The organism is Vibrio algivorus, from assembly GCF_030161215.1.
Classification (GTDB): domain Bacteria; phylum Pseudomonadota; class Gammaproteobacteria; order Enterobacterales; family Vibrionaceae; genus Vibrio; species Vibrio algivorus.
This window is the reverse complement of record NZ_BSPV01000003.1, coordinates 549,935-574,287: the sequence shown is the minus strand read 5'-3', so window position 1 is coordinate 574,287 and position 24,353 is coordinate 549,935. Positions and strand designations below refer to the sequence as shown.

Below are 24,353 nucleotides of genomic sequence, written 5' to 3'. Positions count from 1 at the left end.
ATAAAGTGTTCACTGCATTTTTTGACTAAAGACGAGTAAAAAGCAGAAAAACCCATCTAGTTCCTTAAACTAACCCATAATACCCAACAGTACAGTTAACCAGCATCTAGGACTAACCGAAAGCCAACGCTATATCTCTGATTCAACATCCCTGCGAAAAACTGTTCCATTAGTAACAACGCTGCCCTTACCGTCTTTTCACTGCATTTCGCTTGTTTGGCAACTTGAGATTTATTAATCCCATAAACATAATGCATGATGAAAAAGCCCATTGGACGCTCGTTATCTGGCGAATACATACTTGCTATCATCTTATCAATCACAAGGGCATCTTCATCACACAGGCTATCTCGGTCGTCAGGTTCTATCGGTAAAACGTTCCTCATGCCAGGTGCCTCATTGTACCAACCGCACCCAGTAGAATTACTAGACCAAACGCCCCACATTTCGATAATTTTTCGAACCTGTTTATCTGAATAATGCAGTTTACATTCTTGTTGTTTTGGAAATTTAACCAATGCTTTAAGCTGACTCATAATACTGCTCCCAAGTAGATTCCATGACATCTGATTTTGCTTTGTATTCTTTTTCAATTTGGCAAATATCTTCGATGGTCCAGTTCATTGCTGAATGGTACCGTTCAATTTCTTCAACACGTTTCAAGCCAATTTTTTCAATAAGTGAATCTCGATACTCTGATTTATTAGCCGACTTGAAGCCGTTGCATTCACGACACTGACCGTGACAATTATCTTCATTGAATCGAAGTTCGGGAGCCGCACCAATTGAACGGTAATGCCCCGCATCAAGTTTCCCTATCTCTACATATCGACCACAACTGATACACGGCTTACCGGCATCACGTAAACGTATAAAACGATTAAACTGTATCTGCGCCTGTTCTAGCCGATATGCACGCTTCATGTTTCTCATAAGAACTCCATGTGCTGATAAATGGCGTTCTGCATTTCACTTTCGTCATTAAAGACCTGAAAAAGAGACTTATTCCAAATCACGTTGAAACAGCCTTTGTAAATTTTCTCGAATTGCTCTTGGTCCATGTTGTCAAACGCAATTGACCAAGGACGTTTAATGGCACCACCGTTAGGTAATAACTCAAGGTCGTAAAATCCCGCTTCAATCATCACCTGGTACCGATAATTATCCGGGCACTTATAAGCCTCGGGATCGCAATGCCCTTCACGCTTTTTCTTGATGCTCGACAACACCAAATTCGCAATTTCTACACCGTGACTTTCATACATGCTTTCCATACCGGCTAACTCGCAAAATTTACGAGCGGTTTCATGTGCGATGTAATTCTCTGGCTCACTGATTAAACTCACATCCGGTGACCAGTATTGAAAACCAAGATTCAACAGAGCGAAGAACTTACGATGGTGATCAATCAATCTCGATGCTTTCTTTGATTTTGGTTTTAACGCAACAACTCGCCCTTTCATCGATGTAGCTTGCTCTCTCATTTCTGGCGTTGCGTACTGCAAAAAACCACCAGCAGTGATCACGCCAACAATTTCATCTTTTACTTTTTTGGCCTTAACCGTTTGCACGTTTCTTCTCCCCTAAATAAATTCGAGGCTTCGATAGTTTTTGGCATTTCTTTAATTCTTCAATTTTGGAATCAATCCAAATCTGATCATCATTCGCTGCTTTCAGGTCTTGATAATCTTTCAATGTGATCCCGTATTCATTGACGAAATCATTTAAAAATTTATTTGCGTTATATCGAGCAAGGCGATATTCACCTGCATTGAAGTGTCGCTTGTAAATTTCTTCATAAGTCTCACAAGCAATGAACTGATTTTCCTTATTTAAACGACCCAACTTAGATTTAACGAAAACTAAATCAGATTTGATCCCATGACTTTTTGAGCCGGAATAAAAAAACTTTGGTGTGTAATGAATCATCGTTTTAACCCCAACTTAAATCGTGTTTTAGATATTTCATCCAGTACACGTAAACGGCGTTCTTCGGATTGCTCAAAAGATTCACTATGCTCAAGTGCTAACGGTTCTCTCAGGTATTCATCAATTGATTGCCCTGAATTAACCAAACCACAGACAAATCGATAGTTACGCTTAAAAACACGAAATAAGTCCGCTTCCGTTTTTGTTCTTAAAACCGTGCGATCGATTAAATCGAACATCGCTCGCACCTCTAATGGAATTTCCTCTTGTTGATCTATGATGTAATAACTCAACATCGAAAACGCAGTCTCAATATCGGGTACGTTCTCAGCCGTGCGACACCATGAAATAAACTTGCCGACACTCGGGAAAAAGTCCGATTCAGATTGACGAGCCACTTTAAGGCCTCGCGCTATTTGAGTTTTGCTCGTCACCTTGGCTTCTACTAACGCTTTCATCCAAGTAATCTTCGCTGTTGATAAAGATTCATTGGTTTGAAAGGTATGTCTCCACGCAGGGAACGCAGCTTGGAGCTCGATGAAAATTTTATTAACGAATTCTCGGGTTTCATCCGTAACTACTGGTGATTTGGAGAAATTTATTTTTTGAGGTTTCGGAATCCCCATAGCGTGTACTAGTTTCATATCACAGCTCCCAATTAACGTTATCAGCCCACGATGTATCATTAAAATCTGGTTCATTAGCCGCAGGGCGTGTAAATGTGTTTTTCTGTGCAAAAAGCTTGTCCCACTGCTTCCGTAAGGCTTTAGGGCTTTGTATGTTTTCGGCCCAGAAGTGATGTTCATTGGCAAATTTGAACATTTCACAAATCTCTCGATGAGTAACGTTCAAAGCATTACGCATTAATCGAATATCGTTAGCCCAATTCACAAGCTTTGGTCGTCTAGCGGCTTCGTTGACCTTACGAACCCGTCGGTACATCCAATCAACAGCATCAATATCTTGCTTAGTTCCCCATTTCTCGCCTTTGGGAGTTTGAATACCGGCACCAGGAATAGATTTGATTTTGTCGTCAGAAGAATTCTGCGACGAAGAAAGATCTTTATGTTTATTTTGTAGATCTGTTTCTTTTATAGCTGCGGGTTTTCCGTTGTACGGTTTATCCGGTGTACGGTTTTTCAGTTGTACGGTTGGATTTTTACCGTTGGACGGCTTTTCAGTTGAACGGTTAATTTCACTATCAAAAGCAGGATCATCAGTAACTGAATCATCTGTATCAACTACGCTTTGAGCAGTAGGATAAATTAACCAATCTGTACCTGTGATCAGTCCCTTCTCATCATGTACAGTCTTCTTGGCGATATAACCAAAATTTTGTAATTCTTTAAATAATCTAGTGACCTTATCTCTCCCACACTTAGGCGCTTTTGATTGAACCCAAACTTTGTTTACTTGCCAATTTTCTGGCATAGACAACAGCAATAGAATCAATCCTCTAGCGTCAAAACTAAGACGATCGTCTTGTGCTAATGAATTAGGAATCACGGTGTAATCAGCCTTGATGCTGGCCTTATAAATCGCCATTAGCACACCCCAACAATTTGGAACTGAATAAATTGAAAATAAGCAATCATAACTCTTGACCCTATGCGCATTTTTGTGCACTATTTAGCCACTTAGGGGACCAACCTAAATAGCAGTAAATGAATGCCTCACCAAGTGTGAGGCGTTTTCTTTTTCTGGCTTTCTTCATACTCACGCTGCTTATCTTCAAGTATGTAAATTAGCCCTCGAAAACAATCAACATCATTTCCTGCGATCTTTAATGTTTTAATTTCCCAGCCACCATCACGTCTGATTTCAATTTGAATCGGGGCGGTTATGTTGATCACTTCTGCCACAGGAACTTGAAATTTATCTATATGGCCTATTTTCATTGGATACTCTCCGTATAAAGTGAATCTAAATTCATCATGAATCCCTCAAACATCGCTTGAAATTGAGTTTTCAGTTCATCAATTTGTTTACGTTCCTCTTGATCAATAACACCGTCTTTTCTGGCTTCTTCTATGGTCATATCTAAAAGTCCTTTAACAGCGTTTAACTTAAGTTGACACTCAAACATATCAACCGTGTCGATATCCGGCTCAGGTAAAGCAACCACAACTTGACCTATCGCACTTGCAAAGTATTGAGCGATAGCCGATGAATTAGATTGCACCGTTAATTCCAATAAATGCTCACAAGATAAGTCCTGACCTTTTTTGTTGTATAGACGATTCTTTAGCTGATGAATATTCATGCCTAGAACATCGGCTACATCGTCTAATGTGCCTTTTGAGTCACCACGGCCAAGGCTTGCAGCAATAGCCTTTATCATTTCTCGTTTATTCACTCTCTTAACCCTTAATGTGTGGTTATGCCGTTTTTTCTATTGAGGTATTCTTTAGCTGTTGCTTGGTTAGAGCGATTAGCATTCCACTTTGAAATTTACTTCCCGATAACATTTCAATTTTTTGTGCATAATCCGATTCTCCAGTAATCACTGTTCTTGGCAGGCAATTTTTAGCCTTCCACTTAGAGACCGCTTTTGGTGTAACTTGGCATACCCTTGCAATATTGCTTCCGCCAAGCTCCTCAATGATTTTTTCAATTGTTATTTTCATTTTATTACCCTCAGGTGAACTTTTGGTACATTATAAACATGAACTGATAGTACAGTCAAACCAACATACAATTGTACCTATGGTTCAAAATGATAAATTGCGTGATGATTTTTCAGCTAGGTTAGCGCAAGCCTGTAGTGACGCTGGAATAGATAATCATGGCCGTGGCGTTATTATTGCTAAAAAGCTTGGTGTAACCCCCAAGGCAGTTAGTAAGTGGCTTAACTCTGAATCAATGCCAAGACAAGGAAAAATGGCTGAGCTAGCGAAAATGCTTGGTGTAAGTGTCTATTGGCTCCAATACGGAGAAAGTACTGGAATAGGTAATGTTGACCTTGAACAGAAAATTAACCTTGAATATAAAAACTCATTTCCATTGATTAGTTCTGTTCAAGCTGGGCAATGGTCTGAAATTTGCGACATCATTGATCTATCTGACGCAGAATACCTACCAACAACTGAAAAGGCAGGTAAAGGCTCGTTTTGGCTTACCGTTGAAGGTGAGTCGATGCTGAGTTCCACAGGGGTAAGTTTCCCTCCTGGTACTAGAGTTTTGGTAGACCCAACTATTGAACCTGAAAATGGAAAATTGGTTGTTGCAAAGTTGGTAGATGTAAATGAGGCAACATTCAAGAAACTTATTATAGATAGTGGTCAAAAATTCTTGAAGCCATTAAATGACCGCTTCCCTATCATGTCAATCAACAACAACTGTCGGATTGAAGGCGTCGTTATTGATGCTAAATTAAAATTGATTTAATTTGATACTCTCAAAACAAAGTAAAGATTATTACGTTTAAAATTAATCAGATAAGCAATGAACCATTAAAAAATAAGGTGATGCTATGATGTTTTTTTGGATTATTCTGTCTATTATAGTTGGTTCATTGGCTACCAAATATGGCCGAAGTGGATTTGGTTTCTTTGTGCTAAGCCTACTCCTTTCTCCATTAGTTGGAGGTCTTATTCTTCTTATCGCAGGACGAACTATAGAAAATGAACTAGAACGCGAAGTCATAAAAGAGCGCATGAGAGAATCTGCCTATCAAAAAGTAAATACCGAAGACATGTTGAACAAAGCAACTGAGCAACAAAAGCGCCGAAATGCCAAAGATTGGACAAAAAGCTAAGAGCCTTACATTTCAAATCTCTGCCTCCTTCTAACTAACCGCCCAAGTGGCGGTTTTTTTATACTTTTAATTCTTTAAAAATCAAACATTAAAACAATACCACCTCAAAAATGTACTTTCAGTACTTTACATTACATGTACTTATGGTACATTTTCAACATCAAAGAAAAACACCGCTCTTTAAAAATACGAACAGAAAGCGTGAGCCACGTTTACCAAGCAAGAGAAATACCTTGGTCTTGAGCACAGTGTGCGTTCGTGAGCTAAAGACACGCTAGTTATTGGCATTCATTGAGTGCCAATTTCAAATCATCTAGGTGGGTGCTTTGGAATTTAAATAGGAGATCTTATGGACTACGGTGAATATTACTTACATGAAAATGGGAGCTTAATTTATAAGCCCAGTGGGGGAATTGATTGTACAAGCACTTTTGTAAAACGAGTTTGGAGTGTTAGCGAATTCAAACAAACACCACACACTTTTGTCGAGTGGTTGAAAGAGGCACATATAGCCGGTGCAAACAAAGAAGATGTTATCCGAGTGGCCAATCACAACCATTTATCAAATTATGTATCGAACTGGGAATCTTTAGTATTTAAAGACAATTAAAAGGCCTCCCATTTCTGAGAGGCCCACACCACCCTTTCTTACCGTCGCCAAACAAGCAGAAAGGGTAACAACCGGAGTATATCAAATGATCGAACAAGTTGATAAATATGATATTCCCATTGATAAAAATAGTACTGAGTTCAAAGGGCTTCTTAACGAAAATGTGGAAGCCCTTTTTAATGCCTCAAATTTGGCAAAACTCAGAACCTACCTTTTTGAATATCAAACAGATGAAATCGGAAATCTTAACGATGCAATTCTAACGCTCATTTATGAGGGTAAACCTGAAAAGCTCAATAGCTGTAAAGATTACACGCTTTGGTTTTCTGAAAAACTCGCATCAATGCACGGCGAACTTATAAAAGCTGCTGAACTGCTCGTTTCTAACGATACGGAACAAGAGCTAAGTGAGTTACAACGCTATGACTGAAAAACTAACCCCTAAAAACTATGCGTTGCGAATAGAAAAACTAAAAAAGCTACCTAATCGAGCGGCCATGCATCGCTACTGCAAAACGCATGGCTGGCATGTTGGCCCTATGCGCAATGACCACTTCGACGTTATTTCATCAATTAAAATTCAAGGCTTAAAAGCCGTCTAAGGAGCTATCAATGGCAATTAAATTCTTTATCGCAAAATGTGAACGTAAATCATCAAAACACCCCGAAGGTAACAGCCTTTCTTTTGAGTTTCCGGTAAAAGGTGAAACCCAGGCGGATGCAAAAGAAGCTGCAAAAGTATTGATGGAAAATCAAGATGATAATTTCTCTAAAACTGAATTAACGTATGGTGATTGGTACAAGAACCCACAGCTCCAACGTATTACAGAAGAAGAATTCAACGCCCTATCTATTGATTTAGAAGCCGAAACTAATCAAGTTGAACTACTAGATAACGGCACTTACAGCGATGAAACTTGTGATACCGAAACCTCACAGTTCCTATACCAAAACAACGGCGATAAGTTTAAAGGCACCAAAGTATTTATCCGGCAAGTAAGCAATAACGAATTTGCATACGGCTTTAAGTACATGTGTGATGATTTTGAAAAGCACGAACCTATGACTCGCAACCACTTAGAAGATAATCGTGACGATGCAATTGAAAGTGGGATCACACGATTAAGCGACTTCTTAGATTTCCGCGATGAACAAAACGTAAACGATGAAGAAGCCTCGTTTATTTCGGCTTTATTGGCTCATGACTTTTATCGTGAATTTGAAGAACCCAAAGACATTATCGCTGAAACACTCGACGATGAAAAAGAACTAGGGTCCGTTGAGCAGATCATGGATGCACTATCTGAGCATCGACAGCTACCAGATGCAGTACAAATATATTCTGACTTTCTTGATACTGTTGAAAGCCACATGAATGATATATGGCCTAATGATAAGAGCCCTAAGCTTGTTATCGAGCATATCCAGTCAATGCAAACGGTTGATGCACTTTATCAACGTGATGTTTGTGTCGCTAGCTTTGAGCAATACCTTCCTCAAGCAGATTTACCGCTAACAGAAAAAACCATTGAAGCAAAAAAGAACATTGAAAAAGCTCTCGGAATAACAGCAGCTAATGATTCAGTGTATGAGCCAATAATTAAAGCCGCCTATTACGATGTAAGTGATGAAGTAAATGTTGTTTTGACTACTCACAATTACGGTGACCAAGGTTTTGCATTTGGGTTTGAAGTTAACCCTAAAAATGTAGACCGCATTGGTTGTGCTAAAGAACCCAGCGATGAATTCTTTATTACTGAAAAAGAAGCTATCAAAGCCGCCGGACAAATTGTGGCAAATGAGCTAATGAAGTTCGACACATCATTAAGCCTTTACAAAAAGTTCGCGCACAGTCCATACGTTGAAAGCTTTGAACAGAATGCCGTTATTCTCGGTGAAGAAAATAACGAAATAAAAATGGCAATTCGTAAACGCTTTGATAAACGGCCATCAGCAACAACAAAAGATGCAGAAGTTGAAATGGCTTACGAAGCAATAATGAAGCATGTCCGCGAAGATACCATTTTAGAAAAACTGATGGATGCTCTTGATGATCTTCAATTCTGTAATGCTATGTATTTAGAGCCTAACGTTAAAGATTTTGTAGCTCTGTTTACTCCGTCAATGTTTGCAGAAGAACTAAAAAGCGAGGTAACTAAACTACAACCGACTGTTGAACAAAAGCCAACAACAGAGCCTAAAGCTCAGAAAGTTGAAAAAGAATATTCAGAAGTTAAAGAGCAAGAACCTGTACCTGCCGAAGTTCAAAAAGCCGTAGAAAAAGAGCCAGCAAACGAACCTATTTTATCCGAAGTAGTAACAATTGCAGATTTGCCGGAAGACTATCAAAAGAATCCACATCTAGCTTTATGGATGAAGGGCTTTAAAACCGATTTAAGCTACGCCTCTCCGGATGTAAATGGCCGTCTGTCGATTAAAACTCAATATCGATTGATGAAAGCTACTGAAATCTGGGGGCCAGTAGGAATTGGTTGGGGTTATAAAGTACTTCGTGAATGGATTGATACTGGTGCACCAATTGTAATGAACGGCGAGATCACTAGCCACTTTGAGCAAATTCATAAAATGGAAATTGAGTTCTGGTATATGCACGAAGGGCAAAAAGTGTCACTTACTCAGTATGGCGATACTAGAAAGCTATACCTAGCCCGAGGCGGTTACTTTGTTCACGATGATGAAGTCGAGAAAAAATCGCTTTCTGATGCTTTAGGTAAAGCTATGTCGATGGTTGGTATCTGTGCTGATGTTTACTTGGGAACCTATGACGGTGACCTGATCAACAAAACAGAACAAGTTCAATTTGCAAACCGACAAGTTAGAAGTCTTGAATTTGACGGGCAAGTGGCGGAATCCGCACTTCAAAAAGCAAAAACCTACACAGACAAATTCGAAACCGCACCGTCCTTAGCTGAGATTAAGCGACTAGAAAAGCTAGCGAAAGCAGCGCTAGAAGCCTATCCGGCTCGCGATGAAGATAGTAAACGCAAAAAAGAAAAAGCCATTCAAAGCATCGCTGATAAAGCCCAAAGTGCATTGAATGATTTCAGTAAAGATTTAAAGCAAACCGATAAGGAGCAAGCAAATGGCTAATACGACTGAATCTATGAATGATATCACTCAGCAGGTCCATAACTTGCTTGAAATGGCTAAGGAGCAAGAATGGGATCAACAGACCATTGCCGATAACTTAGCCGGTATTGAATGCAGCATCGATGACAAGTTAATGGCCTATCGTCGTTATATGGATAAGTTAGAAACAGCGGCAAAACTGGCTGAAGCTGAAAAGAAAGTTTATGCAGAGCAAGCCAAGCCATACGCAGATAGAGCCAAAAGTTTAAAAGATGAGCGTACTCGATTGACCTACCCCCTTTTAAGTTTATTCCAGAAGCTAGAAGTGGAAAAAATGAAAGGCGCTTACGGTACATTTTATATAAAAAACAATCCCTCAAAACTTAAATACGATGAAAGTAAATTACCAGAGCGCTTTCGCCGTCGAGAGGTTCGATTTGTACCTGATGAAGAAGCGATTAAAGCCGCATTAGATTCTGGTGAAGTTTTGGACTTTGCTCATTATGAAAGCCAACCTCAACAGGTCGTTTTGAGAAAGTAGTCTATGAAATTATCACAGCTAAAAGTGGAGCCTCAGTTAACTGGGGCTTTTTTACAACACTTAGAAAGTAAAGGATACAAGGTTACGCCCTCTCGTAACCCACAACAGCCATATTGGTTAGCAAACAAACTGACACCTGATATGAACCATATTATCGAGATTGATAAATATGGAAATTGGGTGGTACCAGAAAAGCTATACCAAACAGCCCTTACCTTTCTATGTAAAAAGCCAGGCCAATCAAAATAATTCAATTTTAATAAGCTTTCCCACCTATTTCATTTTGATTGGGTGGGTGTTCTTTTTCAATATTCATATATAAGGAGGCTTCATGCCTAGAGCAGCCGTCATCACATTAAAAAAGCATGCTGAGCATGTTGGTTATTGTGCAAAAACTTTGCGCACTAGGGCTATTGAAGGTTACTACCCACCGCACGTTATGAAAAAAGACAAAGGCGAATGGGTTGTTGATACTGAGGAGTGGGATCGATGGTACAGAAGCAAGCAATAAAGCTACCAACTGGGGTTGAGTTAAACGGGGGATCGCTCCGAATAGTATTTTATCAAAATGGTAAGCGCTACAGAGAAACGCTCGGGATCCCACCAACAAAGCAAAACATCACTTTCGCAAAGCAAAAACGAGAAGCAATACTTTACGAAATTAAAATAGGCAATTTTAACTACGCCTATCATTTCCCAAATTCAAAACATGCAACAGGTAAACCTAGATCACAAGAACTGGGTGAGCTTGCCGAAAAATATCTAGAACACAAACAGCACAATATACGTTCTTCAACTTTTAGAAAGTATTCAACTGTATTACGTACGTTTATTTCTATTTACGGCAGTAAGCGACACTGCAACACCCTATCACCTCGTTCGCTAGAGCAATTCAGAAACGACTTTGCCTCTGGTCGTGCCGCTCGTACGGTAAATCGATATCTAGTTACGATAAAATCATTTTTAACTTGGTTGCACCGAATGGAGTATGTCGATAAAGACTTTTCCGAACACTTATTGCGTGTAAAGGAATATGAATCTGATATTCGCCCATTCTCGATTAATGAATTCAACCAGATCATCGCTTCATTTGCTCAAGAGCAACATCGGAATATATACACTTTATTTGCTTACACTGGGCTTCGTTCTGGTGAGCTATGTGCCTTAGCTTGGGAGGATGTGGACTTTGACAAAAAAACCATTGTTGTTAGGCGATCAACTTATGACAAGCGCGGCCTGAAAACCACAAAAACGGATAAAGATAGAATTGTTGATTTAATGCCACCAGCAATAGAAGCATTAAAATCTCAAATGAAACTAACCTACCTCTATCCCGCTAAAATTTATGATGTAGAACTGCCAGATAAAACCTATAGAAAAGATAGCATCAGGTTTGTATTCAACCCTAAAGCGGTAAGACACCAAAAAGGCAGTGATTACGATTATTACTGTAAGCACGCTCTTGGTAGAACTTGGCGGTTTCATTGTAAGAAGGCGGGAGTTGAGCACCGTAATCAATACCAACTACGGCACACTTACGCCAGTTGGATGATCACTTTTGCTAATGTCAATGTGAGTTACTTGGCCCAACAAATGGGGCACGCCAATATCACGATGATTGCGAAGGTGTATGGAAAATGGCTAACAGAAGCCAACAAAAAAGAATCGAATAGAGCTTGGGAGGAATTAAAAAAAGCCCATCAAATCTAATCAAAATTAACGATTAGAAATTAGGGCTAAATTAGGGCTTTTTTTAGGGCTGTATAGGGCTTTATTTTCCACTTTACTGTTTTTATAAACAGTAATTGAATTTTGGAAATGCCACCCTGTTATATCCTAAAATTATTTTGTCCAATCTAAGATAACTTTCCCAGAAAGCCCGCCACGCATAGTGTCGAAGCCCTCTTGGAAATCATCAACGCTGAAATGATGCGTGATAATTGGAGTAAGATCTAAGCCTGATTGAATGAGGCTAGCCATTTTATACCAAGTTTCGAACATCTCACGACCATAGATTCCTTTAATAACCAAGCCTTTGAAAATGACTTTAGTCCAATCAATCGCCATATCTGAGGGTGGGATGCCCAATAGAGCAACACGACCACCGTGATTCATACCTTCTAGCATTGCATTAAATGCAGATGGTACTCCTGACATTTCTAGGCCAACATCAAAGCCTTCAGTCATGCCAAGCTCAGTCATCACATCTTCTAGCTTTTCTTCTGCTACGTTCACCGCACGAGTTACGCCCATTTTACGTGCTAATTCTAAGCGGTATTCGTTAACGTCAGTAATGACAACATGACGAGCACCAACGTGTTTTGCTACCGCAGCAGCCATGATACCGATTGGGCCTGCACCAGTGATAAGGACATCTTCACCCACTAAATCAAACGATAGTGCAGTGTGAACCGCATTACCAAATGGGTCAAAAATTGAAGCCAAATCATCAGAAATTTCATCAGGAATTTTAAATGCGTTAAAGGCTGGAATCACTAAGTATTCAGAGAACGCACCAGTACGGTTTACACCCACACCAGTTGTATTACGGCATAAGTGAGTACGACCACCACGGCAGTTACGACAGTGACCACACGTGATGTGACCTTCACCTGAAACGCGATCACCCAGTTCGAAGCCTTTTACTTCTTGGCCGATACCAACCACTTCACCTACGTATTCATGACCGACAACCATTGGATAAGGAATCGTATTTTGTGACCACTCATCCCAGTTATAGATATGAACATCCGTGCCACAAATAGCTGTTTTGCGAATTTTGATTAAGATGTCGTTATGACCCATTTCTGGCATATCAACTTCCGTCATCCAAATACCTTCTTCAGGCTTCAACTTCGATAGTGCTTTAATTTTACCCATATTTTTGATGCTAGATATAGCTTGAACTGTCATTTAGATGATCTCCATTTCTTTACCAACCGCGATGAATGCATCAATTGCACGGTCAAGTTGCTCACGGCTATGTGCTGCAGACATTTGTGTACGGATACGTGCCTGACCTTTAGGTACTACTGGGAATGAAAAACCGACAACGTAAATACCTTTTTCTAGTGCACGTTCGGCAAACTCAGCCGCCACTTTTGCATCACCCAGCATGATAGGAATAATCGCGTGATCAGCGCCTGCCATAGTAAAACCAGCTTCCGTCATACGGGTACGGAAATGATCAGCGTTTTCCCACAGTTTAGCGCGAAGATCATTGCTCTCAGCCAGTAAGTCAATGACGCGAATCGATGCCGAAACAATCGCAGGAGCAACAGAGTTTGAGAACAAGTAAGGACGAGAACGTTGACGTAGCCAATCAATCACTTCTTTTTTACCTGAGGTGTAGCCACCTGAAGCACCACCCATTGCTTTACCTAATGTACCGGTAATTAAATCAATACGGCCCATTACGTCATTATATTCATGCGTACCACGGCCATTTTCACCCATAAAGCCTACTGCGTGAGAATCATCTACCATCACTAACGCATTATATTTATCGGCTAAATCACAGATAGCGGTTAAGTTAGCGACTACACCGTCCATTGAAAATACACCGTCAGTTACAATCAGCTTATGACGTGCGCCTGCTTCATCTGCTGCGATCAGTTGTTGCTCTAATTCAGCCATGTCATTGTTAGCATAACGGAAACGTTTCGCTTTACATAAACGTACACCATCAATGATAGATGCATGGTTTAAAGCATCCGAAATAATCGCATCTTCTGCACCAAGAATAGTTTCGAATAAACCCGTGTTTGCATCAAAGCAAGATGTGTAAAGGATAGTATCTTCCATACCTAAAAAATCAGATAGTTTACGCTCTAATTCTTTATGAGCATCTTGTGTACCGCAAATAAAACGAACAGAAGCCATACCAAAACCATGTTCATCCATACCTTGCTTTGCCGCTTCAATCAAATCTGGATGATTAGCCAAGCCTAAGTAATTATTTGCACAGAAGTTCAATACTTCCTCGCCAGTTGAAATAGAAACAGCAGCAGCTTGCGCAGAAGTAATAATACGCTCAGATTTGTACAAACCTTCAGACTTAACATCTTCAATTTGTTGGTTTATTTGGCTGTAGAATGCAGAAGACATGAAATTTCCTTTTTATATTTGTGATTTTTTCAATTAAAAACCTAACATCTATTCTAGTTTATGCCATAAAAGACTATTATCCCCTTTCATGGAAAAACATTAGTGAATTTAATTCACAAATAGACTAGCCGCTTGGAGATGATGGCATGCTTAACTCTCGATTGATTGCTCTTTTGCCCGATTTAGCTACCTTCATATTGGTGGTTAATAAAGGCAGTTTTACTGCGGCAGCAAAAGAATTAGGTGTTACTCCTTCTGCATTAAGCAAGCTCATTACACGGTTAGAAGCATCGCTTTCCGTTAAGCTATTTGACCGAACCACTCGCACGCTACAAATTACTCAATCAGGCCAAAAGATTTATCAACAATCGATAGCCATGGTGAATGCCGCCCAACAAGCGGTCGATATTTCCAATGCAGAACATGAAGCTCCGGTCGGCACTATTACCATCGCAGCACCCAAAGCGTTTTTAAGTATCGTATTGCAGCCGATAGTGACCCCCTTTCTCCAACGTTATCCAAATATTGAACTCAAACTTAAAGTGTCTGATGGGGATATCGATATGCTAGAACAAGGTATCGACATCATGTTTCGCTTAACCGATAAACCATATGAGAACTTAATCTCACGAGAACTCGGTAAAGTAAATTTATCATTATGTGCTAGCCCTGATTATCTGGCTTTAAAAGGTATTCCGATTCACCCAACAGAGCTCAAGTTTCATGACTGTTTATACCTTGGAGAAACCCGAACCGACCATATTTGGGGCTTTGTAAAAGGTAATGAAACGCACACTATTCCCGTGTCAGGGCGTTATGCCGTTAACCACTCACAAATGCGATTAAATGGAGTAAAAGATGGGCTTGGAATTGGTATCTTTCCTGATTTTGTTATTAGAGAAGCCTTGAGTAATGGTGAGGTGATTCAAGTATTAGATGATTGGACGATCAAAGGAAACTATCACGGGGTAATTGCGATGCAATACGCGTCTAGCAAGTACATGCCGACGCGTCTAAAAGTGTTTATTGATTATGCAGTAAAACATTTACCTATATAGGCACGACCTAAATCAACATACTTTCAAATTCAGAGATCGGCTGACGTCCTCGTTTTACTAAAAATGTTAAAAACTGTCTCGGTGTATGTGTGATCACCTGCTCTACTGGCATTTCAATACGGTCAAGTAATTCACTAACCTTTTCAAATTTACCGAGATCATGAGCAAAGTGCGCATCGCTACCAGTCGTGATATAACCACCCGCTTCTTTTACCGCCAAGGCAATTGCTTCACAACGCTGTTCACTGCCCGCTCGACTGCCGCCTTTTAATGAAGAGTTATTCAGCTCAATCGCCACATGGTATTGTTTAGCACACTCAGCAACCGCTTTAAAATCGAAGTCGTATCTCGGATTTCCTAAGTGGCCAAGCGCATCAATACGCCCACTTTTAATCACATTGATCAAAGTTTTTGTATGAACTTCTTTGGTAGAAGGCGCAAATACAGGCTCATGAAAACTCGCGATGACCCAATCTAAATGCTCATCGGTACTAGGGTGAATATCAACCTCACCAGACTCATTGATGATGTTACTTTCCATTCCACGCAGAATAGCCACATCACTTAAAAATCGAGGAAGAATACGTTGGTTATTGAAAAACCAGTAGTGCGGTGCCCCAGGCATAGTTGAAGCGTGGTCAGTGGTGCAGAACATTTTCATACCATGTTGATATGCGCACTCAGCATTCTCGATTAACGTACTATAAGCGTGACCGCTCGCATAAGTATGGGTATGAGTGTCAACCTGTATCTGCATCGTATTTCTCCTTCAGCTGTGATATATACTCAAGTAATTTCAAAGTGCGAGTTTCAGTAAGATTAAAACAAGCTTTACACAGCGTCAGATTCGTTTGAAAAGTATATACATTCCTACGAGAATCTTCCTTGTTTAAAGGCTTAGATGATAGCTCTGAATTCTGCATCTTGAAGTCACTTGGGTATACAATATCATTTTCATGTTGCGGCTGTATTAAAAATCAACCTAAGCTCCTCAAAAGTTTCTATAGAATCAAAACCCATCACTGCTTTAAGTAAGTTTAGTGTCAATTTTTCCATGTAAATTTAAATAATTAATACCAAACAGTGTAAACAGGTGTAATTTATAAGAATAAAGATTGTTTAATTTCTAGCCTCTAACATTGAAAAGGATATTCTTATGTTTAAGTTCACACCTGCATCCTTGATTACTATTGCTATTTTAGGTTTTTCACAGCTTGCTTTCATACCAGCCACCTTAGCAAAAGAGAATTTAAGCCAACAAACATCCACAATTCAAATTACTCGGTATCAAAACGATGCAGATCTTATTAAGCATACCTTTGAAAGCCAACTCTACACGTTGAATGCCAACACTGCGGGACATTACGGGTTAAGAATGTTTCGTCAAACGTTAGATCCTAAGTATTCCGCCGCCGTTTGGTCAGATATGGCAAGAGTCGCTAGCACACTCAATGAAATAGCCACTGAAATAAAAACCCCAAAACAAGCCAAGGCTTACGGAGAGAAAAAATTACAGTACTACAAAACCAAAGGAACGACTCGAACTCAAATGCGCTACGAAGTAACAAAAGATAAACCCGAATATCTTTTCTTAGGTATCGATCTTCTTGGCGCTATGGCTCGCGCAGATGAATATGGTTTAAAACATAAATATGATAAGCATCTACATAATTTAATTCGTCAGTTTGATTTTAAACCTTATGCAACCAACCCTGAGATGATAAAAGCGTGGGCTGCTCAATTAGCCAATCAGGTGTATTGGCTGCGCCAGTTAGATGAGCAAGATGTGGTTGATGATTTTATTAACGCTTTCCAAAAAACCTACCCAGACAACCAAGATAAGCAACTTTCCGATCAACAATATACGAATAAAATTTATGGTTTAACCCATATCATTTTTGCTGCTTCAGAATACTATCAATATCCTATCGACAGCAAAGAGTTTGCATGGATTTATGACTACTTCGATAAAAATATCGAACAAATTTTAACAAGAACAAAAGAAGATGTCGTTGCGGAAGTTGGCATAAGTTATCTACTTGCAGAGAAGTTAGATTCTCCGACCCTTGCGGATACGCAAGCGACCATTGCTCATGCAATTGATATGAAACAAGGAATGATTCCATCCACCGATGGTGATTTCGAATTAAGCAAAGGTGAGCACAGAAACGTGTTGGCAATCATGTTACTTAGCTGGCAAGGAACCAATGCCGCCCCAACCATTTCAGAACAACCAGCAATATTTAGCGATTTACCATATGGTTTAGTTAAGAAGTAATATCATTTCAACACCTCTTTTACTGACAATAGCATACAACCAAGTGAAGAGGTGTTGTTAAAGAATCCAGGAATTAAGAACAAAGAAGCAAAGCATACTTAAAACAGTCGTCGCAATAACATTCTTTGTTTTCCACGCAATAAATGCCGCTAGAATAGCTGCTATCAAGTATGGGTTGTGATAAGAAACCGATAAACGATCATCATGGATAAACACAATCGGTGCCCAAATAGCGGTTAACACTGCCGGGCTAGAGTAACTAAGTAAACGCTGCGCATTGCCATTTAATTTCAGTGGTAGCTTAGGAGAAAGAAACAAATAACGGCTTAAAAACACCACCGCTGTCATCGCCAGAATTGAAAGCAAAATCATGCTTCTTCCTCACTATTTTGATGGGAGCTACCCTTATCTTTAGCATTACTCTCAACCAAATAACCTGAAACCATTGCAAGTAAACTAGCAATAATAAGACTGCCTTCAATTTTCCAATAGCTCAGTAAAACGGATCCGACCAAAGCAACGACAACCGATGTTAAAACAGACCAAGTTTTTATCGTCGGAATAACAATCGCAATAAACGTCGCTGCAACGGCAAACTCGAGTCCCCATTGATTTAAATTGGGAATTTGTTTACCAGCGACAATCCCAATAAAGCTGGCAATATTCCAAACTAGGTAGAAGCTAAACCCCGCGCCTAATGCGTACCAGCGGTTAAACACTTGTTGGGTTTGATGACCACAAACTGCAAATAGTTCATCTGTCAGCAAGAAACCTAGTCCTAAGCGCCATTTAAACGGTAAAGGGCTCAGCTTCTCGCGCATCGACATACTATAAAGAAAGTGGCGAGAAGTGATGAACAGAGTTGTCAGAAGCATAGTCCATAAACCGACTTGAGCATCAAACATTCCCGTTGCAACAAGTTGAGCCGCACCGGCAAATAAAATTGCGGATAATGCCTGAGCTTCAAGTGGCGTTAAGCCGATATCAATCGCATACGATCCCGCCAATAAACCCCAAGGAATAACCGCTAAGCTTAGAGGAGAAATAGCTAAGGTTCCTCGCCATATTTGCGATAAACGAGAAACATCTGAAGAAGCATTATTCATAAATATTAAGAATGCTCATTAGTATCAATAAGAGTTTCAAAACGAGGGTTTCCTCGCAACATTTCAAAATCTGGCTCATCAGAAGCTAATTCTCGAAGAGAAGCACTCGATTCGATCGCTAAAACAAGATCATTAATCGCTTGCTCTTCTGCACCTAATCGAGAGTAGGCACAAGCACGTTGGTATAGCGCATGCCCATTATTATCATCAACTTCGAGTACTCGATTACAAATACTCAATGCCCAGTGGTATTCATTGATTTCCATTGCGGAGTCGGCTTTATGGGTTAAGGCTTCAAGATCACCGGGGCGAATTTTTAAAATTTCATCATAAGTTTCAATTTTTTGCTCTGGCGTTTGAGCACTCTGCGCACGAAGCCACAAATTATGCACTTCATTAATGATTTCAATTTCTCGGTTATTTTCTGTAATGATCCGCGTCTTACGTTTTAAGTCACGCTCTAAGGCGCTAAACTTTTTCTCATAAGACATGGTGATTTCGTTAAGGCGCTTATCGGCCATTTCTTTGGTATTGTGCTTAATCTCTTTTAAAGACTGCCAGCCTACTAATGCCACCAAAGAGGCAACACCTGCGATAATATAGAAAAAGTAGGTTACTGTAATATTGGAATAGTTAAGAGATTTATCTGCAACAGCCAGCTCTCGGTCGGTAATTTGTACCGTCAAACGACGCTCCAAATCTTGCTGCTCGGTCCGTAATGATTTTAGCTCATCGAGGATATAACGTTCCATCAAAGGACGATCGAGCATTTCCGTTTCTGAATATTTTTGCGGTTCATCTGCTAACGCCTTAAATGACAATAATGCTACCAGTACAATCCATAACCACTTCATAATTTCGCCCTATTATATTATCGTTTTTCACCATCAAACCTTAACATAATTACAACGAGATTATAGCTTTATCCCATACATAAATAAGGGATAGAGACAAGATCCTAGTCATGGGTACTTTCTAAACATTGGTCGGCTATCAACTGTAGGAGAAAGGTTTCTCGCTCAATCGACATGCCTTTTTTATCACTTAATTCGATGGTTTTTAAATTGTGCTCTATCGCTTGTTGAATATTTATCCAAACAGGTTTCATACCATTATTGATTTCATGCGATTCAAAACGGGTTTCCCCTAACGCTTCATCAACCTCACAGGTATAGCAATAAGACAACATGTGCATCACATTAGCCCCATCTTTATACCATGGACGAAACTCTTCATAGCAACCAAACGATTCAATATCACGAATATTTTGCGCACCAGTTTCTTCTTGTAGTTCGCGGATCATGCCTTCTATTTTGTCTTCACCAGAATCTAATCCTCCGCCTGGCAAACTGTAATCGTGGTAACGCTCGGTATAAAGTAGAAGAATATTCTCACCTTTCATAACAATCGCCCGTGTTGCTAAGCGCTGAATAACCGATTTAAGTTCTAACTTTTGTACATCTGGATGTACTGTGCTACGTAGTAATTTCATTAACTCTTTGTTCTCTTTAGACGATTAAGTTTATACCCAAGTGACCTCAATATGCAGAATTCATAGCTATCATCCAATATTAAAATCTGCCACAGACTCAATACACATCGCATCATGACGCCAAAATTCAAACGCACAATCGAGTAATCGTCCATCTTGGTTATAACGCATTTTTTCAACAAGCGTTGCAGGGCTACCAGAAGTAGCACGTAAAGCTTGAGCGGTTTCCCCCATTAAAGAAGAAGCGGCAATCCGATAACGAATGCCTTGATATTCTTGATGATAATGCTGACGATATACTTCAATAAGAGATACGCTTAAGTCATGCTCTAGCAAATTAGGAAATAAATCAGGATGGACATAAGTGGTCACAAAGGCCACAGGGCGGTCATCTAAATAACGCACTCGATCAATACAGTAAACATTACTAAAAGGTTTAAGGTTCAGTTGCTTAGAAGCTTGCTTGTTAGCCAACATAGATTTCGCTGTGACTAGCCTTGTTTCCGGTTTACGCTGCTGAGCTAATGCCACTTCAGTAAAACCTGCGGCTTGACTAGGATCGTATATCAACGGCTCTGGAGAGATAAACCAGCCTCTTCGGTCTTCTCGATACACTTTACCTTCGGCTTCGAGTAAAGATAATGCCTCTCTTAAGGTCACCCTAGTGGTAGCAAAAGATTCAGCCAATTGACGTTCTGACGGTAACTTTTGTTTTGGCATTAATAGGCCAGATTCTATTTGCTCTACAACGGCATCTTTAATCTTTACATACTGCATCGGCGGTTGGGTATCCTAAATAACTTTGCTATTGGAACAAATTCTATCATGTTCTGCTTAAGTTGATGGAGCAAGGTTGATGACGAAAACTAAAACGCCCCATACATTAGTATGAGGCGTTCGAACTACGATGAGAGAATAAGTCTATTACTTAGTCACAAGCCATAAAGCGTGGATCATCGCAGGGAAGAAAAATAAGAAACATAATACTACGTTAATCAGTAGATCTTTACCTACCCCACACTTCAAAAATACAGCTACCGGTGGAAGTAATACCGCTAAAATAATTGCAACTAATTTATTATCCATAACTCATCTCCAAAAAATCAATACAGCATTATTATCAGATAGTTAAGTAAAGTTATCTAGTAAAATCAACTTTATTAACAAACTTTTTAAATAATTGACCAACTATGTGTCATCGTGACGCCTGCACCAAGCATTAAACAGACTGAACAATATTTTTCTAATGATTCAGAAACGACTTTTTCTACTTGTTCTTCATCTAATTGCTCACCAGTTAATTCAAAATGAATATTAATCGCGGTAAATACTTTCGGTGCAGTGTCTCGACGCTCAGTAGTCAGCTTAGCAACACAGGTTTTTACATTTTGCCCGGTATTTTTTAAACCATCAACGACATCAACCGAACTGCAACCACCAGCTGCCATCAATACCATTTCCATTGGACTTGGTGCCATTTTACCACCATTACCATCCATCACAATAGAGTGACCAGACTGTGATTCACCAATAAATTGAAAACCATCAACCCATTTTACTTGTGCTTGCATATTGTTCTCTTTTAATAAGTTTAGTATTTCTTAACAATCGTTTGACCAATTGGTGCCAATGAAATAACGGCTAATTTGATGTGCTGGATGCCAAAAGGAATACCGATGATTGTCACGAAACAAGCAAGTGCTGACGCTAAGTGACCCAGTGCGAGCCAAATACCAGCAAAGATAAACCACACAACATTACCAATCATTCCTAAAAAGCCTGTACCAATATCTTCTTTGAAGGTCAGTTCATTTCGCTTAACGGCTTCTTTACCAAACGGAAAGAAGGTAAACGTTCCGATAATAAAGCACGATTTAGCCCAAGGAATACAAATAATCGTTAAAATACAAATCAGGCCAGCTAACCACCAAAGCAGCCCCATGAATACGCCACCCAGTAGAAACCATAAAATATTACCAATCGTGCGCATGTAAAAACCTCGTTATTTATACGTTGAAGCGAACACTCTCTTAGCTCGCTTTAACACATCATTTCAAATTAATACCAACTCCAAAGGGAGTGGTCTAAATGTTAAATTCATTAGCCAGTAAGGACATTGTCTTCTGGGTATTTCAATAAAGTTGGCTTCGGTTTCGCTAACATATATGCCAAAGTCAGAGGACCGATACGGCCAATAATCATGACCACTACCATGATATATTTTCCGGGTTCTGATAACTCTGCTGTTAATCCTGCAGAAACCCCTACCGTTGCAAATGCTGAAATAGTTTCAAACAACACTTTATCAAAACTGGCTTTTTCCGTAAGCATCAATAGAAACATCGAACCAGTTAAAATAATACCGCTGACAACAATGATTGCTAATGCACGGGTTACTTTAGGCCAGCTGACTGTTCTACGAAATAAAACCGCATGTTGTTTCTGCTTTAAAAATGCCCAAGTTGCCACAATTGCTACCACAAACGTAGACACTTTAATGCCACCACCCGTTGATGCAGAACCGGCACCAATCAGCATTAAAACGATCATTATGAGTAGCGCTGGCTGGGTTAACTGACTTATATCAATACTATTAAAACCAGCAGTACGTGCGGTTGCGGATTGGAAAAAAGCCGCTAACCATTGACCACCTTCTGATAAATTTCCCATTGTTGCAGAGTTATTACGCTCTAGTAGCCAAAACATAATAGTGCCAAATAACAATAAAACAGGAGTAGCGGTTAACATGATTTTGGTGTGTAAATTGAAACCACGAAATCCACGACGCCAATTGGCACTGACATCCGTAATGACGGTAAAACCGATACCGCCAATAATAAATAAACCTGCAAGAGGAAAAGTAACCGCTGGATCTGCTACGTAACCCATGATGCTGTCTGAAAATAAAGAAAATCCGGCATTATTAAAAGCGGAAACCGAATGGAACAAGGAATAATACAAACCTTTTCCCCACCCCATCTCAGGTACCCAGGTAAAGGCTAAAATTGCCATACCAATAAGCTCTGCAATACAAGCAAAGATAATAATCTTAATGACCAACTTCTTAAGGTTGATATGTTTACTTTGGCCTAAAGCTTCTTTCGCTACTGCTTGCTGTTTTAAGCTCAAACGGACACCAAATATATACAGAAGAACTGCTGATAACGTCATTTGACCAAGACCACCGATCTGCATCAGTAGCATTAATAATATTTGACCTTCAATGGTAAAGTGCTGCCCAGTATCTACGACCCCTAAACCTGTCACACTAATCGCAGATGTTGCAGTAAAGAGCGCATCGGTAAATGACAAACCAGAAACAGAGAAAACAGGCAATGTCAGCAGAACTGCTGCTGGAATCAAGATAGAAAGAAAGCTACCTAGTATAATTTTAGGTTCAGACCAACCTTTACTCTCACCATCTTGTTTAATGGTAAAGACTGAACCTCGAGTTTCTAATAACTTCATGGTTAGCCTATTACATCGATTTTATTTTATGAGCCATGATATCTTGCGGCCCTACAATGAATAAAATATCGCCCATTTCAAGTGTTGTATCGTATTCTGGTGAATCAATAATTTCAGGCCCACGTTTAATCGCAAGTACCTTCATATCGGGATCTTTACAAAGAGATAAATCACCTAGCTTTTTACCCATATTTTTAAGCGCAATAACAATTTCACTGATTGCCAAACCACTACCAATATCATGGAAATCAAACACTCGACGATCTAGCATTTTACGAGCAACGCGAATCCCCATGTCCCTCTCAGGTAAAATCACATGATCTGCACCAATTTTCTGTAAGATTTTGGCGTGGAATTTATCGTTCGCTTTAACCCAGACGTTTTTGGCTCCTAATTCTTTAACTACTAGAGTCGTTAAAATACTCGCATTCACATCTGAACCAATCGCAACCATTACCATATCATATTCTTCAAGCTTCAATTCTTGGGCGGTTTCTTCATTAGTGCAATTGGCCACAATCGCATTAGCCGCAATAGAGGAGACACCTTTAACTCTTTCTTCATTAATATCTATAGCAAGCACTTCTGCACCGGCACTACATAATTCTTCACATACTGAACGTCCAAAACGTCCTAACCCGATAACTGCAAACTGTTTAATTGAAGATTTCATACTCTGATATAGCCTTTCAAATCACTGAACATTATGTACAGTAGATAAATAATGAAAAAGATCGACAAACCCTACCAACTATTTCTTTAAACACCAACTTATTATTAATCAAAAATCAGAACCTTGCTGTATCTTAACGGCTTTTTTAACCTTCCATCACTAAAATGTTTATAATTTGCTCTAATTAGTCAAACTAACATAAATCAAGCATTATCGCTCAAGGGAACCCATACGGTAGATTAAT

34 protein-coding genes are annotated in these 24,353 nt (G+C 39.6%); 12 read left to right on the top strand and 22 right to left on the bottom strand.

The genetic code is table 11. From position 1 onward, the window contains the following. Window positions 1–95 precede the first annotated feature (95 nt). From QQJ93_RS04270 to QQJ93_RS04230, 9 genes are all read right to left on the bottom strand, one after another. Window positions 96–536, bottom strand: coding sequence for an antiterminator Q family protein (locus tag QQJ93_RS04270; RefSeq protein WP_160117509.1), 441 nt, complete (start codon window positions 534–536; stop codon window positions 96–98). Further along, on the bottom strand, window positions 523–933 hold the full coding sequence (locus QQJ93_RS04265; protein WP_089124252.1) for a recombination protein NinG: 411 nt from the start codon (window positions 931–933) through the stop codon (window positions 523–525). The genes QQJ93_RS04270 and QQJ93_RS04265 overlap by 14 nt, the downstream gene beginning before the upstream one ends. Next, a complete protein-coding gene (locus QQJ93_RS04260) occupies window positions 930–1,571 on the bottom strand; it encodes a DUF1367 family protein (protein ID WP_089124251.1) in 642 nt (213 codons plus the stop codon). Before QQJ93_RS04260 ends, QQJ93_RS04265 begins: the two co-directional genes overlap by 4 nt. Next, the gene (locus tag QQJ93_RS04255; RefSeq protein WP_089124250.1) at window positions 1,558–1,929 is read right to left on the bottom strand and encodes a hypothetical protein; all 372 of its coding nucleotides are present in this window, start codon (window positions 1,927–1,929) and stop codon (window positions 1,558–1,560) included. Before QQJ93_RS04255 ends, QQJ93_RS04260 begins: the two co-directional genes overlap by 14 nt. Next, window positions 1,926–2,573, bottom strand: coding sequence for a replication protein P (locus tag QQJ93_RS04250; RefSeq protein ID WP_160117508.1), 648 nt, complete (start codon window positions 2,571–2,573; stop codon window positions 1,926–1,928). The genes QQJ93_RS04255 and QQJ93_RS04250 overlap by 4 nt, the downstream gene beginning before the upstream one ends. Before the next feature lies 1 nt (window position 2,574). After that, window positions 2,575–3,474: a hypothetical protein gene (locus QQJ93_RS04245; RefSeq protein ID WP_160117507.1), complete on the bottom strand. Its 900-nt coding sequence runs from the start codon at window positions 3,472–3,474 to the stop codon at window positions 2,575–2,577. 128 nt (window positions 3,475–3,602) lie between these two features. After that, window positions 3,603–3,827 carry a hypothetical protein gene (locus QQJ93_RS04240; protein ID WP_089124248.1) on the bottom strand — a complete coding sequence of 75 codons (225 nt, stop codon included), beginning with the start codon at window positions 3,825–3,827 and terminating at the stop codon, window positions 3,603–3,605. Then, the gene (locus tag QQJ93_RS04235) at window positions 3,824–4,285 is read right to left on the bottom strand and encodes a YmfL family putative regulatory protein (RefSeq protein ID WP_284186033.1); all 462 of its coding nucleotides are present in this window, start codon (window positions 4,283–4,285) and stop codon (window positions 3,824–3,826) included. The genes QQJ93_RS04240 and QQJ93_RS04235 overlap by 4 nt, the downstream gene beginning before the upstream one ends. A gap of 22 nt (window positions 4,286–4,307) precedes the next feature. After that, the gene (locus QQJ93_RS04230; protein WP_089124247.1) at window positions 4,308–4,556 is read right to left on the bottom strand and encodes a Cro/Cl family transcriptional regulator; all 249 of its coding nucleotides are present in this window, start codon (window positions 4,554–4,556) and stop codon (window positions 4,308–4,310) included. On the opposite strand from QQJ93_RS04230, the gene QQJ93_RS04225 reads away from it, so the two are divergent. The 10 genes from QQJ93_RS04225 to QQJ93_RS04180 all read left to right on the top strand — a co-directional run bounded on the left by QQJ93_RS04225 (window position 4,531) and on the right by QQJ93_RS04180 (window position 11,637). Next, window positions 4,531–5,316 carry a LexA family protein gene (locus QQJ93_RS04225; RefSeq protein WP_284186032.1) on the top strand — a complete coding sequence of 262 codons (786 nt, stop codon included), beginning with the start codon at window positions 4,531–4,533 and terminating at the stop codon, window positions 5,314–5,316. The two genes, QQJ93_RS04230 and QQJ93_RS04225, sit on opposite strands and share 26 nt — an antisense overlap. An 85-nt stretch (window positions 5,317–5,401) precedes the next feature. Next, window positions 5,402–5,686 carry a zinc ribbon domain-containing protein gene (locus QQJ93_RS04220; RefSeq protein WP_089124246.1) on the top strand — a complete coding sequence of 95 codons (285 nt, stop codon included), beginning with the start codon at window positions 5,402–5,404 and terminating at the stop codon, window positions 5,684–5,686. A 349-nt stretch (window positions 5,687–6,035) separates the two neighbouring features. Then, a complete protein-coding gene (locus QQJ93_RS04215) occupies window positions 6,036–6,296 on the top strand; it encodes a hypothetical protein (RefSeq protein WP_089124245.1) in 261 nt (86 codons plus the stop codon). Between the two features lie 85 nt (window positions 6,297–6,381). Further along, window positions 6,382–6,726 (top strand): hypothetical protein, encoded by a 345-nt coding sequence (locus tag QQJ93_RS04210; protein ID WP_089124244.1) that lies wholly within the window; start codon window positions 6,382–6,384, stop codon window positions 6,724–6,726. Next, on the top strand, window positions 6,719–6,898 hold the full coding sequence (locus QQJ93_RS04205) for a hypothetical protein (RefSeq protein WP_089124243.1): 180 nt from the start codon (window positions 6,719–6,721) through the stop codon (window positions 6,896–6,898). Before QQJ93_RS04210 ends, QQJ93_RS04205 begins: the two co-directional genes overlap by 8 nt. A gap of 10 nt (window positions 6,899–6,908) precedes the next feature. Next, window positions 6,909–9,407 (top strand): hypothetical protein, encoded by a 2,499-nt coding sequence (locus QQJ93_RS04200; RefSeq protein ID WP_089124242.1) that lies wholly within the window; start codon window positions 6,909–6,911, stop codon window positions 9,405–9,407. Further along, on the top strand, window positions 9,400–9,927 hold the full coding sequence (locus tag QQJ93_RS04195) for a siphovirus Gp157 family protein (RefSeq protein ID WP_089124241.1): 528 nt from the start codon (window positions 9,400–9,402) through the stop codon (window positions 9,925–9,927). The genes QQJ93_RS04200 and QQJ93_RS04195 overlap by 8 nt, the downstream gene beginning before the upstream one ends. 3 nt (window positions 9,928–9,930) lie before the next feature. Continuing rightward, entirely contained in the window at window positions 9,931–10,176 is a 246-nt protein-coding gene (locus QQJ93_RS04190; RefSeq protein WP_089124240.1) for a hypothetical protein, read from the top strand. Between the two features lie 82 nt (window positions 10,177–10,258). Beyond that, the gene (locus QQJ93_RS04185) at window positions 10,259–10,438 is read left to right on the top strand and encodes a hypothetical protein (RefSeq protein WP_089124239.1); all 180 of its coding nucleotides are present in this window, start codon (window positions 10,259–10,261) and stop codon (window positions 10,436–10,438) included. After that, entirely contained in the window at window positions 10,417–11,637 is a 1,221-nt protein-coding gene (locus tag QQJ93_RS04180; RefSeq protein WP_089124238.1) for a tyrosine-type recombinase/integrase, read from the top strand. The genes QQJ93_RS04185 and QQJ93_RS04180 overlap by 22 nt, the downstream gene beginning before the upstream one ends. Before the next feature lie 132 nt (window positions 11,638–11,769). Here the strand turns inward: QQJ93_RS04180 and tdh are convergent, their stop codons facing one another. Then, window positions 11,770–12,807 carry an L-threonine 3-dehydrogenase gene (gene tdh, locus QQJ93_RS04175; protein WP_089124547.1) on the bottom strand — a complete coding sequence of 346 codons (1,038 nt, stop codon included), beginning with the start codon at window positions 12,805–12,807 and terminating at the stop codon, window positions 11,770–11,772. A 33-nt stretch (window positions 12,808–12,840) separates the two neighbouring features. Continuing rightward, window positions 12,841–14,034: a glycine C-acetyltransferase gene (locus QQJ93_RS04170; RefSeq protein WP_089124237.1), complete on the bottom strand. Its 1,194-nt coding sequence runs from the start codon at window positions 14,032–14,034 to the stop codon at window positions 12,841–12,843. A 146-nt stretch (window positions 14,035–14,180) separates the two neighbouring features. Here QQJ93_RS04170 and QQJ93_RS04165 point away from each other — a divergent pair, with 146 nt between their 5' ends. Beyond that, a complete protein-coding gene (locus tag QQJ93_RS04165) occupies window positions 14,181–15,092 on the top strand; it encodes a LysR family transcriptional regulator (protein ID WP_089124236.1) in 912 nt (303 codons plus the stop codon). A 7-nt stretch (window positions 15,093–15,099) separates the two neighbouring features. Here the strand turns inward: QQJ93_RS04165 and QQJ93_RS04160 are convergent, their stop codons facing one another. Next, window positions 15,100–15,849, bottom strand: a complete 750-nt coding sequence (locus QQJ93_RS04160; RefSeq protein WP_089124235.1) for a phosphatase — start codon at window positions 15,847–15,849, stop codon at window positions 15,100–15,102. A 399-nt stretch (window positions 15,850–16,248) separates the two neighbouring features. On the opposite strand from QQJ93_RS04160, the gene QQJ93_RS04155 reads away from it, so the two are divergent. Further along, complete coding sequence (locus QQJ93_RS04155; RefSeq protein ID WP_089124234.1) at window positions 16,249–17,370, top strand: DUF3541 domain-containing protein; 1,122 nt, start codon at window positions 16,249–16,251, stop codon at window positions 17,368–17,370. A gap of 57 nt (window positions 17,371–17,427) precedes the next feature. On the opposite strand, the gene QQJ93_RS04150 is transcribed toward QQJ93_RS04155, so the two are convergent. From QQJ93_RS04150 to QQJ93_RS04105, 10 genes are all read right to left on the bottom strand, one after another. Beyond that, the gene (locus QQJ93_RS04150) at window positions 17,428–17,742 is read right to left on the bottom strand and encodes an AzlD domain-containing protein (protein WP_089124233.1); all 315 of its coding nucleotides are present in this window, start codon (window positions 17,740–17,742) and stop codon (window positions 17,428–17,430) included. Continuing rightward, window positions 17,739–18,476 (bottom strand): AzlC family ABC transporter permease, encoded by a 738-nt coding sequence (locus QQJ93_RS04145; RefSeq protein ID WP_089124232.1) that lies wholly within the window; start codon window positions 18,474–18,476, stop codon window positions 17,739–17,741. The genes QQJ93_RS04150 and QQJ93_RS04145 overlap by 4 nt, the downstream gene beginning before the upstream one ends. A gap of 5 nt (window positions 18,477–18,481) precedes the next feature. Next, complete coding sequence (locus QQJ93_RS04140; protein ID WP_089124231.1) at window positions 18,482–19,330, bottom strand: tetratricopeptide repeat protein; 849 nt, start codon at window positions 19,328–19,330, stop codon at window positions 18,482–18,484. A gap of 104 nt (window positions 19,331–19,434) precedes the next feature. After that, window positions 19,435–19,968 (bottom strand): NUDIX hydrolase, encoded by a 534-nt coding sequence (locus tag QQJ93_RS04135; RefSeq protein WP_089124230.1) that lies wholly within the window; start codon window positions 19,966–19,968, stop codon window positions 19,435–19,437. Between the two features lie 69 nt (window positions 19,969–20,037). Then, the gene (gene phnR / locus QQJ93_RS04130; protein WP_089124229.1) at window positions 20,038–20,745 is read right to left on the bottom strand and encodes a phosphonate utilization transcriptional regulator PhnR; all 708 of its coding nucleotides are present in this window, start codon (window positions 20,743–20,745) and stop codon (window positions 20,038–20,040) included. A 147-nt stretch (window positions 20,746–20,892) separates the two neighbouring features. Next, complete coding sequence (locus QQJ93_RS04125; RefSeq protein WP_089124228.1) at window positions 20,893–21,054, bottom strand: YqaE/Pmp3 family membrane protein; 162 nt, start codon at window positions 21,052–21,054, stop codon at window positions 20,893–20,895. Between the two features lie 86 nt (window positions 21,055–21,140). Next, window positions 21,141–21,539: an OsmC family protein gene (locus QQJ93_RS04120; protein WP_089124227.1), complete on the bottom strand. Its 399-nt coding sequence runs from the start codon at window positions 21,537–21,539 to the stop codon at window positions 21,141–21,143. Window positions 21,540–21,559: 20 nt separating this feature from the next. Then, window positions 21,560–21,958: a YccF domain-containing protein gene (locus QQJ93_RS04115; RefSeq protein WP_089124226.1), complete on the bottom strand. Its 399-nt coding sequence runs from the start codon at window positions 21,956–21,958 to the stop codon at window positions 21,560–21,562. A 110-nt stretch (window positions 21,959–22,068) separates the two neighbouring features. After that, window positions 22,069–23,436 (bottom strand): TrkH family potassium uptake protein, encoded by a 1,368-nt coding sequence (locus tag QQJ93_RS04110; protein ID WP_089124225.1) that lies wholly within the window; start codon window positions 23,434–23,436, stop codon window positions 22,069–22,071. A gap of 10 nt (window positions 23,437–23,446) precedes the next feature. Continuing rightward, window positions 23,447–24,109, bottom strand: coding sequence for a potassium channel family protein (locus tag QQJ93_RS04105; RefSeq protein ID WP_089124224.1), 663 nt, complete (start codon window positions 24,107–24,109; stop codon window positions 23,447–23,449). Between the last annotated feature and the right edge of the window lie 244 nt (window positions 24,110–24,353).

Excerpts from the sequence above, each read along its gene's own strand:
- QQJ93_RS04170 (WP_089124237.1), bottom strand. The coding sequence starts at position 14,034 with ATGTCTTCTGCATTCTACAGCCAAATAAACCAACAAATTGAAGATGTT.
- QQJ93_RS04160 (WP_089124235.1), bottom strand. The coding sequence starts at position 15,849 with ATGCAGATACAGGTTGACACTCATACCCATACTTATGCGAGCGGTCAC.
- QQJ93_RS04165 (WP_089124236.1), top strand. The coding sequence starts at position 14,181 with ATGCTTAACTCTCGATTGATTGCTCTTTTGCCCGATTTAGCTACCTTC.
- QQJ93_RS04265 (WP_089124252.1), bottom strand. The coding sequence starts at position 933 with ATGAGAAACATGAAGCGTGCATATCGGCTAGAACAGGCGCAGATACAG.
- QQJ93_RS04255 (WP_089124250.1), bottom strand. The coding sequence starts at position 1,929 with ATGATTCATTACACACCAAAGTTTTTTTATTCCGGCTCAAAAAGTCAT.
- QQJ93_RS04205 (WP_089124243.1), top strand. The coding sequence starts at position 6,719 with ATGACTGAAAAACTAACCCCTAAAAACTATGCGTTGCGAATAGAAAAA.
- QQJ93_RS04210 (WP_089124244.1), top strand. The coding sequence starts at position 6,382 with ATGATCGAACAAGTTGATAAATATGATATTCCCATTGATAAAAATAGT.
- QQJ93_RS04195 (WP_089124241.1), top strand. The coding sequence starts at position 9,400 with ATGGCTAATACGACTGAATCTATGAATGATATCACTCAGCAGGTCCAT.
- QQJ93_RS04200 (WP_089124242.1), top strand. The coding sequence starts at position 6,909 with ATGGCAATTAAATTCTTTATCGCAAAATGTGAACGTAAATCATCAAAA.
- tdh (WP_089124547.1), bottom strand. The coding sequence starts at position 12,807 with ATGGGTAAAATTAAAGCACTATCGAAGTTGAAGCCTGAAGAAGGTATT.
- QQJ93_RS04270 (WP_160117509.1), bottom strand. The coding sequence starts at position 536 with ATGAGTCAGCTTAAAGCATTGGTTAAATTTCCAAAACAACAAGAATGT.
- QQJ93_RS04250 (WP_160117508.1), bottom strand. The coding sequence starts at position 2,573 with ATGAAACTAGTACACGCTATGGGGATTCCGAAACCTCAAAAAATAAAT.
- QQJ93_RS04245 (WP_160117507.1), bottom strand. The coding sequence starts at position 3,474 with ATGGCGATTTATAAGGCCAGCATCAAGGCTGATTACACCGTGATTCCT.
- QQJ93_RS04220 (WP_089124246.1), top strand. The coding sequence starts at position 5,402 with ATGATGTTTTTTTGGATTATTCTGTCTATTATAGTTGGTTCATTGGCT.
- QQJ93_RS04180 (WP_089124238.1), top strand. The coding sequence starts at position 10,417 with ATGGTACAGAAGCAAGCAATAAAGCTACCAACTGGGGTTGAGTTAAAC.
- QQJ93_RS04120 (WP_089124227.1), bottom strand. The coding sequence starts at position 21,539 with ATGCAAGCACAAGTAAAATGGGTTGATGGTTTTCAATTTATTGGTGAA.
- QQJ93_RS04110 (WP_089124225.1), bottom strand. The coding sequence starts at position 23,436 with ATGAAGTTATTAGAAACTCGAGGTTCAGTCTTTACCATTAAACAAGAT.
- QQJ93_RS04240 (WP_089124248.1), bottom strand. The coding sequence starts at position 3,827 with ATGAAAATAGGCCATATAGATAAATTTCAAGTTCCTGTGGCAGAAGTG.
- QQJ93_RS04185 (WP_089124239.1), top strand. The coding sequence starts at position 10,259 with ATGCCTAGAGCAGCCGTCATCACATTAAAAAAGCATGCTGAGCATGTT.
- phnR (WP_089124229.1), bottom strand. The coding sequence starts at position 20,745 with ATGCAGTATGTAAAGATTAAAGATGCCGTTGTAGAGCAAATAGAATCT.
- QQJ93_RS04190 (WP_089124240.1), top strand. The coding sequence starts at position 9,931 with ATGAAATTATCACAGCTAAAAGTGGAGCCTCAGTTAACTGGGGCTTTT.
- QQJ93_RS04230 (WP_089124247.1), bottom strand. The coding sequence starts at position 4,556 with ATGAAAATAACAATTGAAAAAATCATTGAGGAGCTTGGCGGAAGCAAT.
- QQJ93_RS04150 (WP_089124233.1), bottom strand. The coding sequence starts at position 17,742 with ATGATTTTGCTTTCAATTCTGGCGATGACAGCGGTGGTGTTTTTAAGC.
- QQJ93_RS04140 (WP_089124231.1), bottom strand. The coding sequence starts at position 19,330 with ATGAAGTGGTTATGGATTGTACTGGTAGCATTATTGTCATTTAAGGCG.
- QQJ93_RS04115 (WP_089124226.1), bottom strand. The coding sequence starts at position 21,958 with ATGCGCACGATTGGTAATATTTTATGGTTTCTACTGGGTGGCGTATTC.
- QQJ93_RS04135 (WP_089124230.1), bottom strand. The coding sequence starts at position 19,968 with ATGAAATTACTACGTAGCACAGTACATCCAGATGTACAAAAGTTAGAA.
- QQJ93_RS04125 (WP_089124228.1), bottom strand. The coding sequence starts at position 21,054 with ATGGATAATAAATTAGTTGCAATTATTTTAGCGGTATTACTTCCACCG.
- QQJ93_RS04225 (WP_284186032.1), top strand. The coding sequence starts at position 4,531 with ATGATTTTTTCAATTGTTATTTTCATTTTATTACCCTCAGGTGAACTT.
- QQJ93_RS04105 (WP_089124224.1), bottom strand. The coding sequence starts at position 24,109 with ATGAAATCTTCAATTAAACAGTTTGCAGTTATCGGGTTAGGACGTTTT.
- QQJ93_RS04145 (WP_089124232.1), bottom strand. The coding sequence starts at position 18,476 with ATGAATAATGCTTCTTCAGATGTTTCTCGTTTATCGCAAATATGGCGA.
- QQJ93_RS04155 (WP_089124234.1), top strand. The coding sequence starts at position 16,249 with ATGTTTAAGTTCACACCTGCATCCTTGATTACTATTGCTATTTTAGGT.
- QQJ93_RS04215 (WP_089124245.1), top strand. The coding sequence starts at position 6,036 with ATGGACTACGGTGAATATTACTTACATGAAAATGGGAGCTTAATTTAT.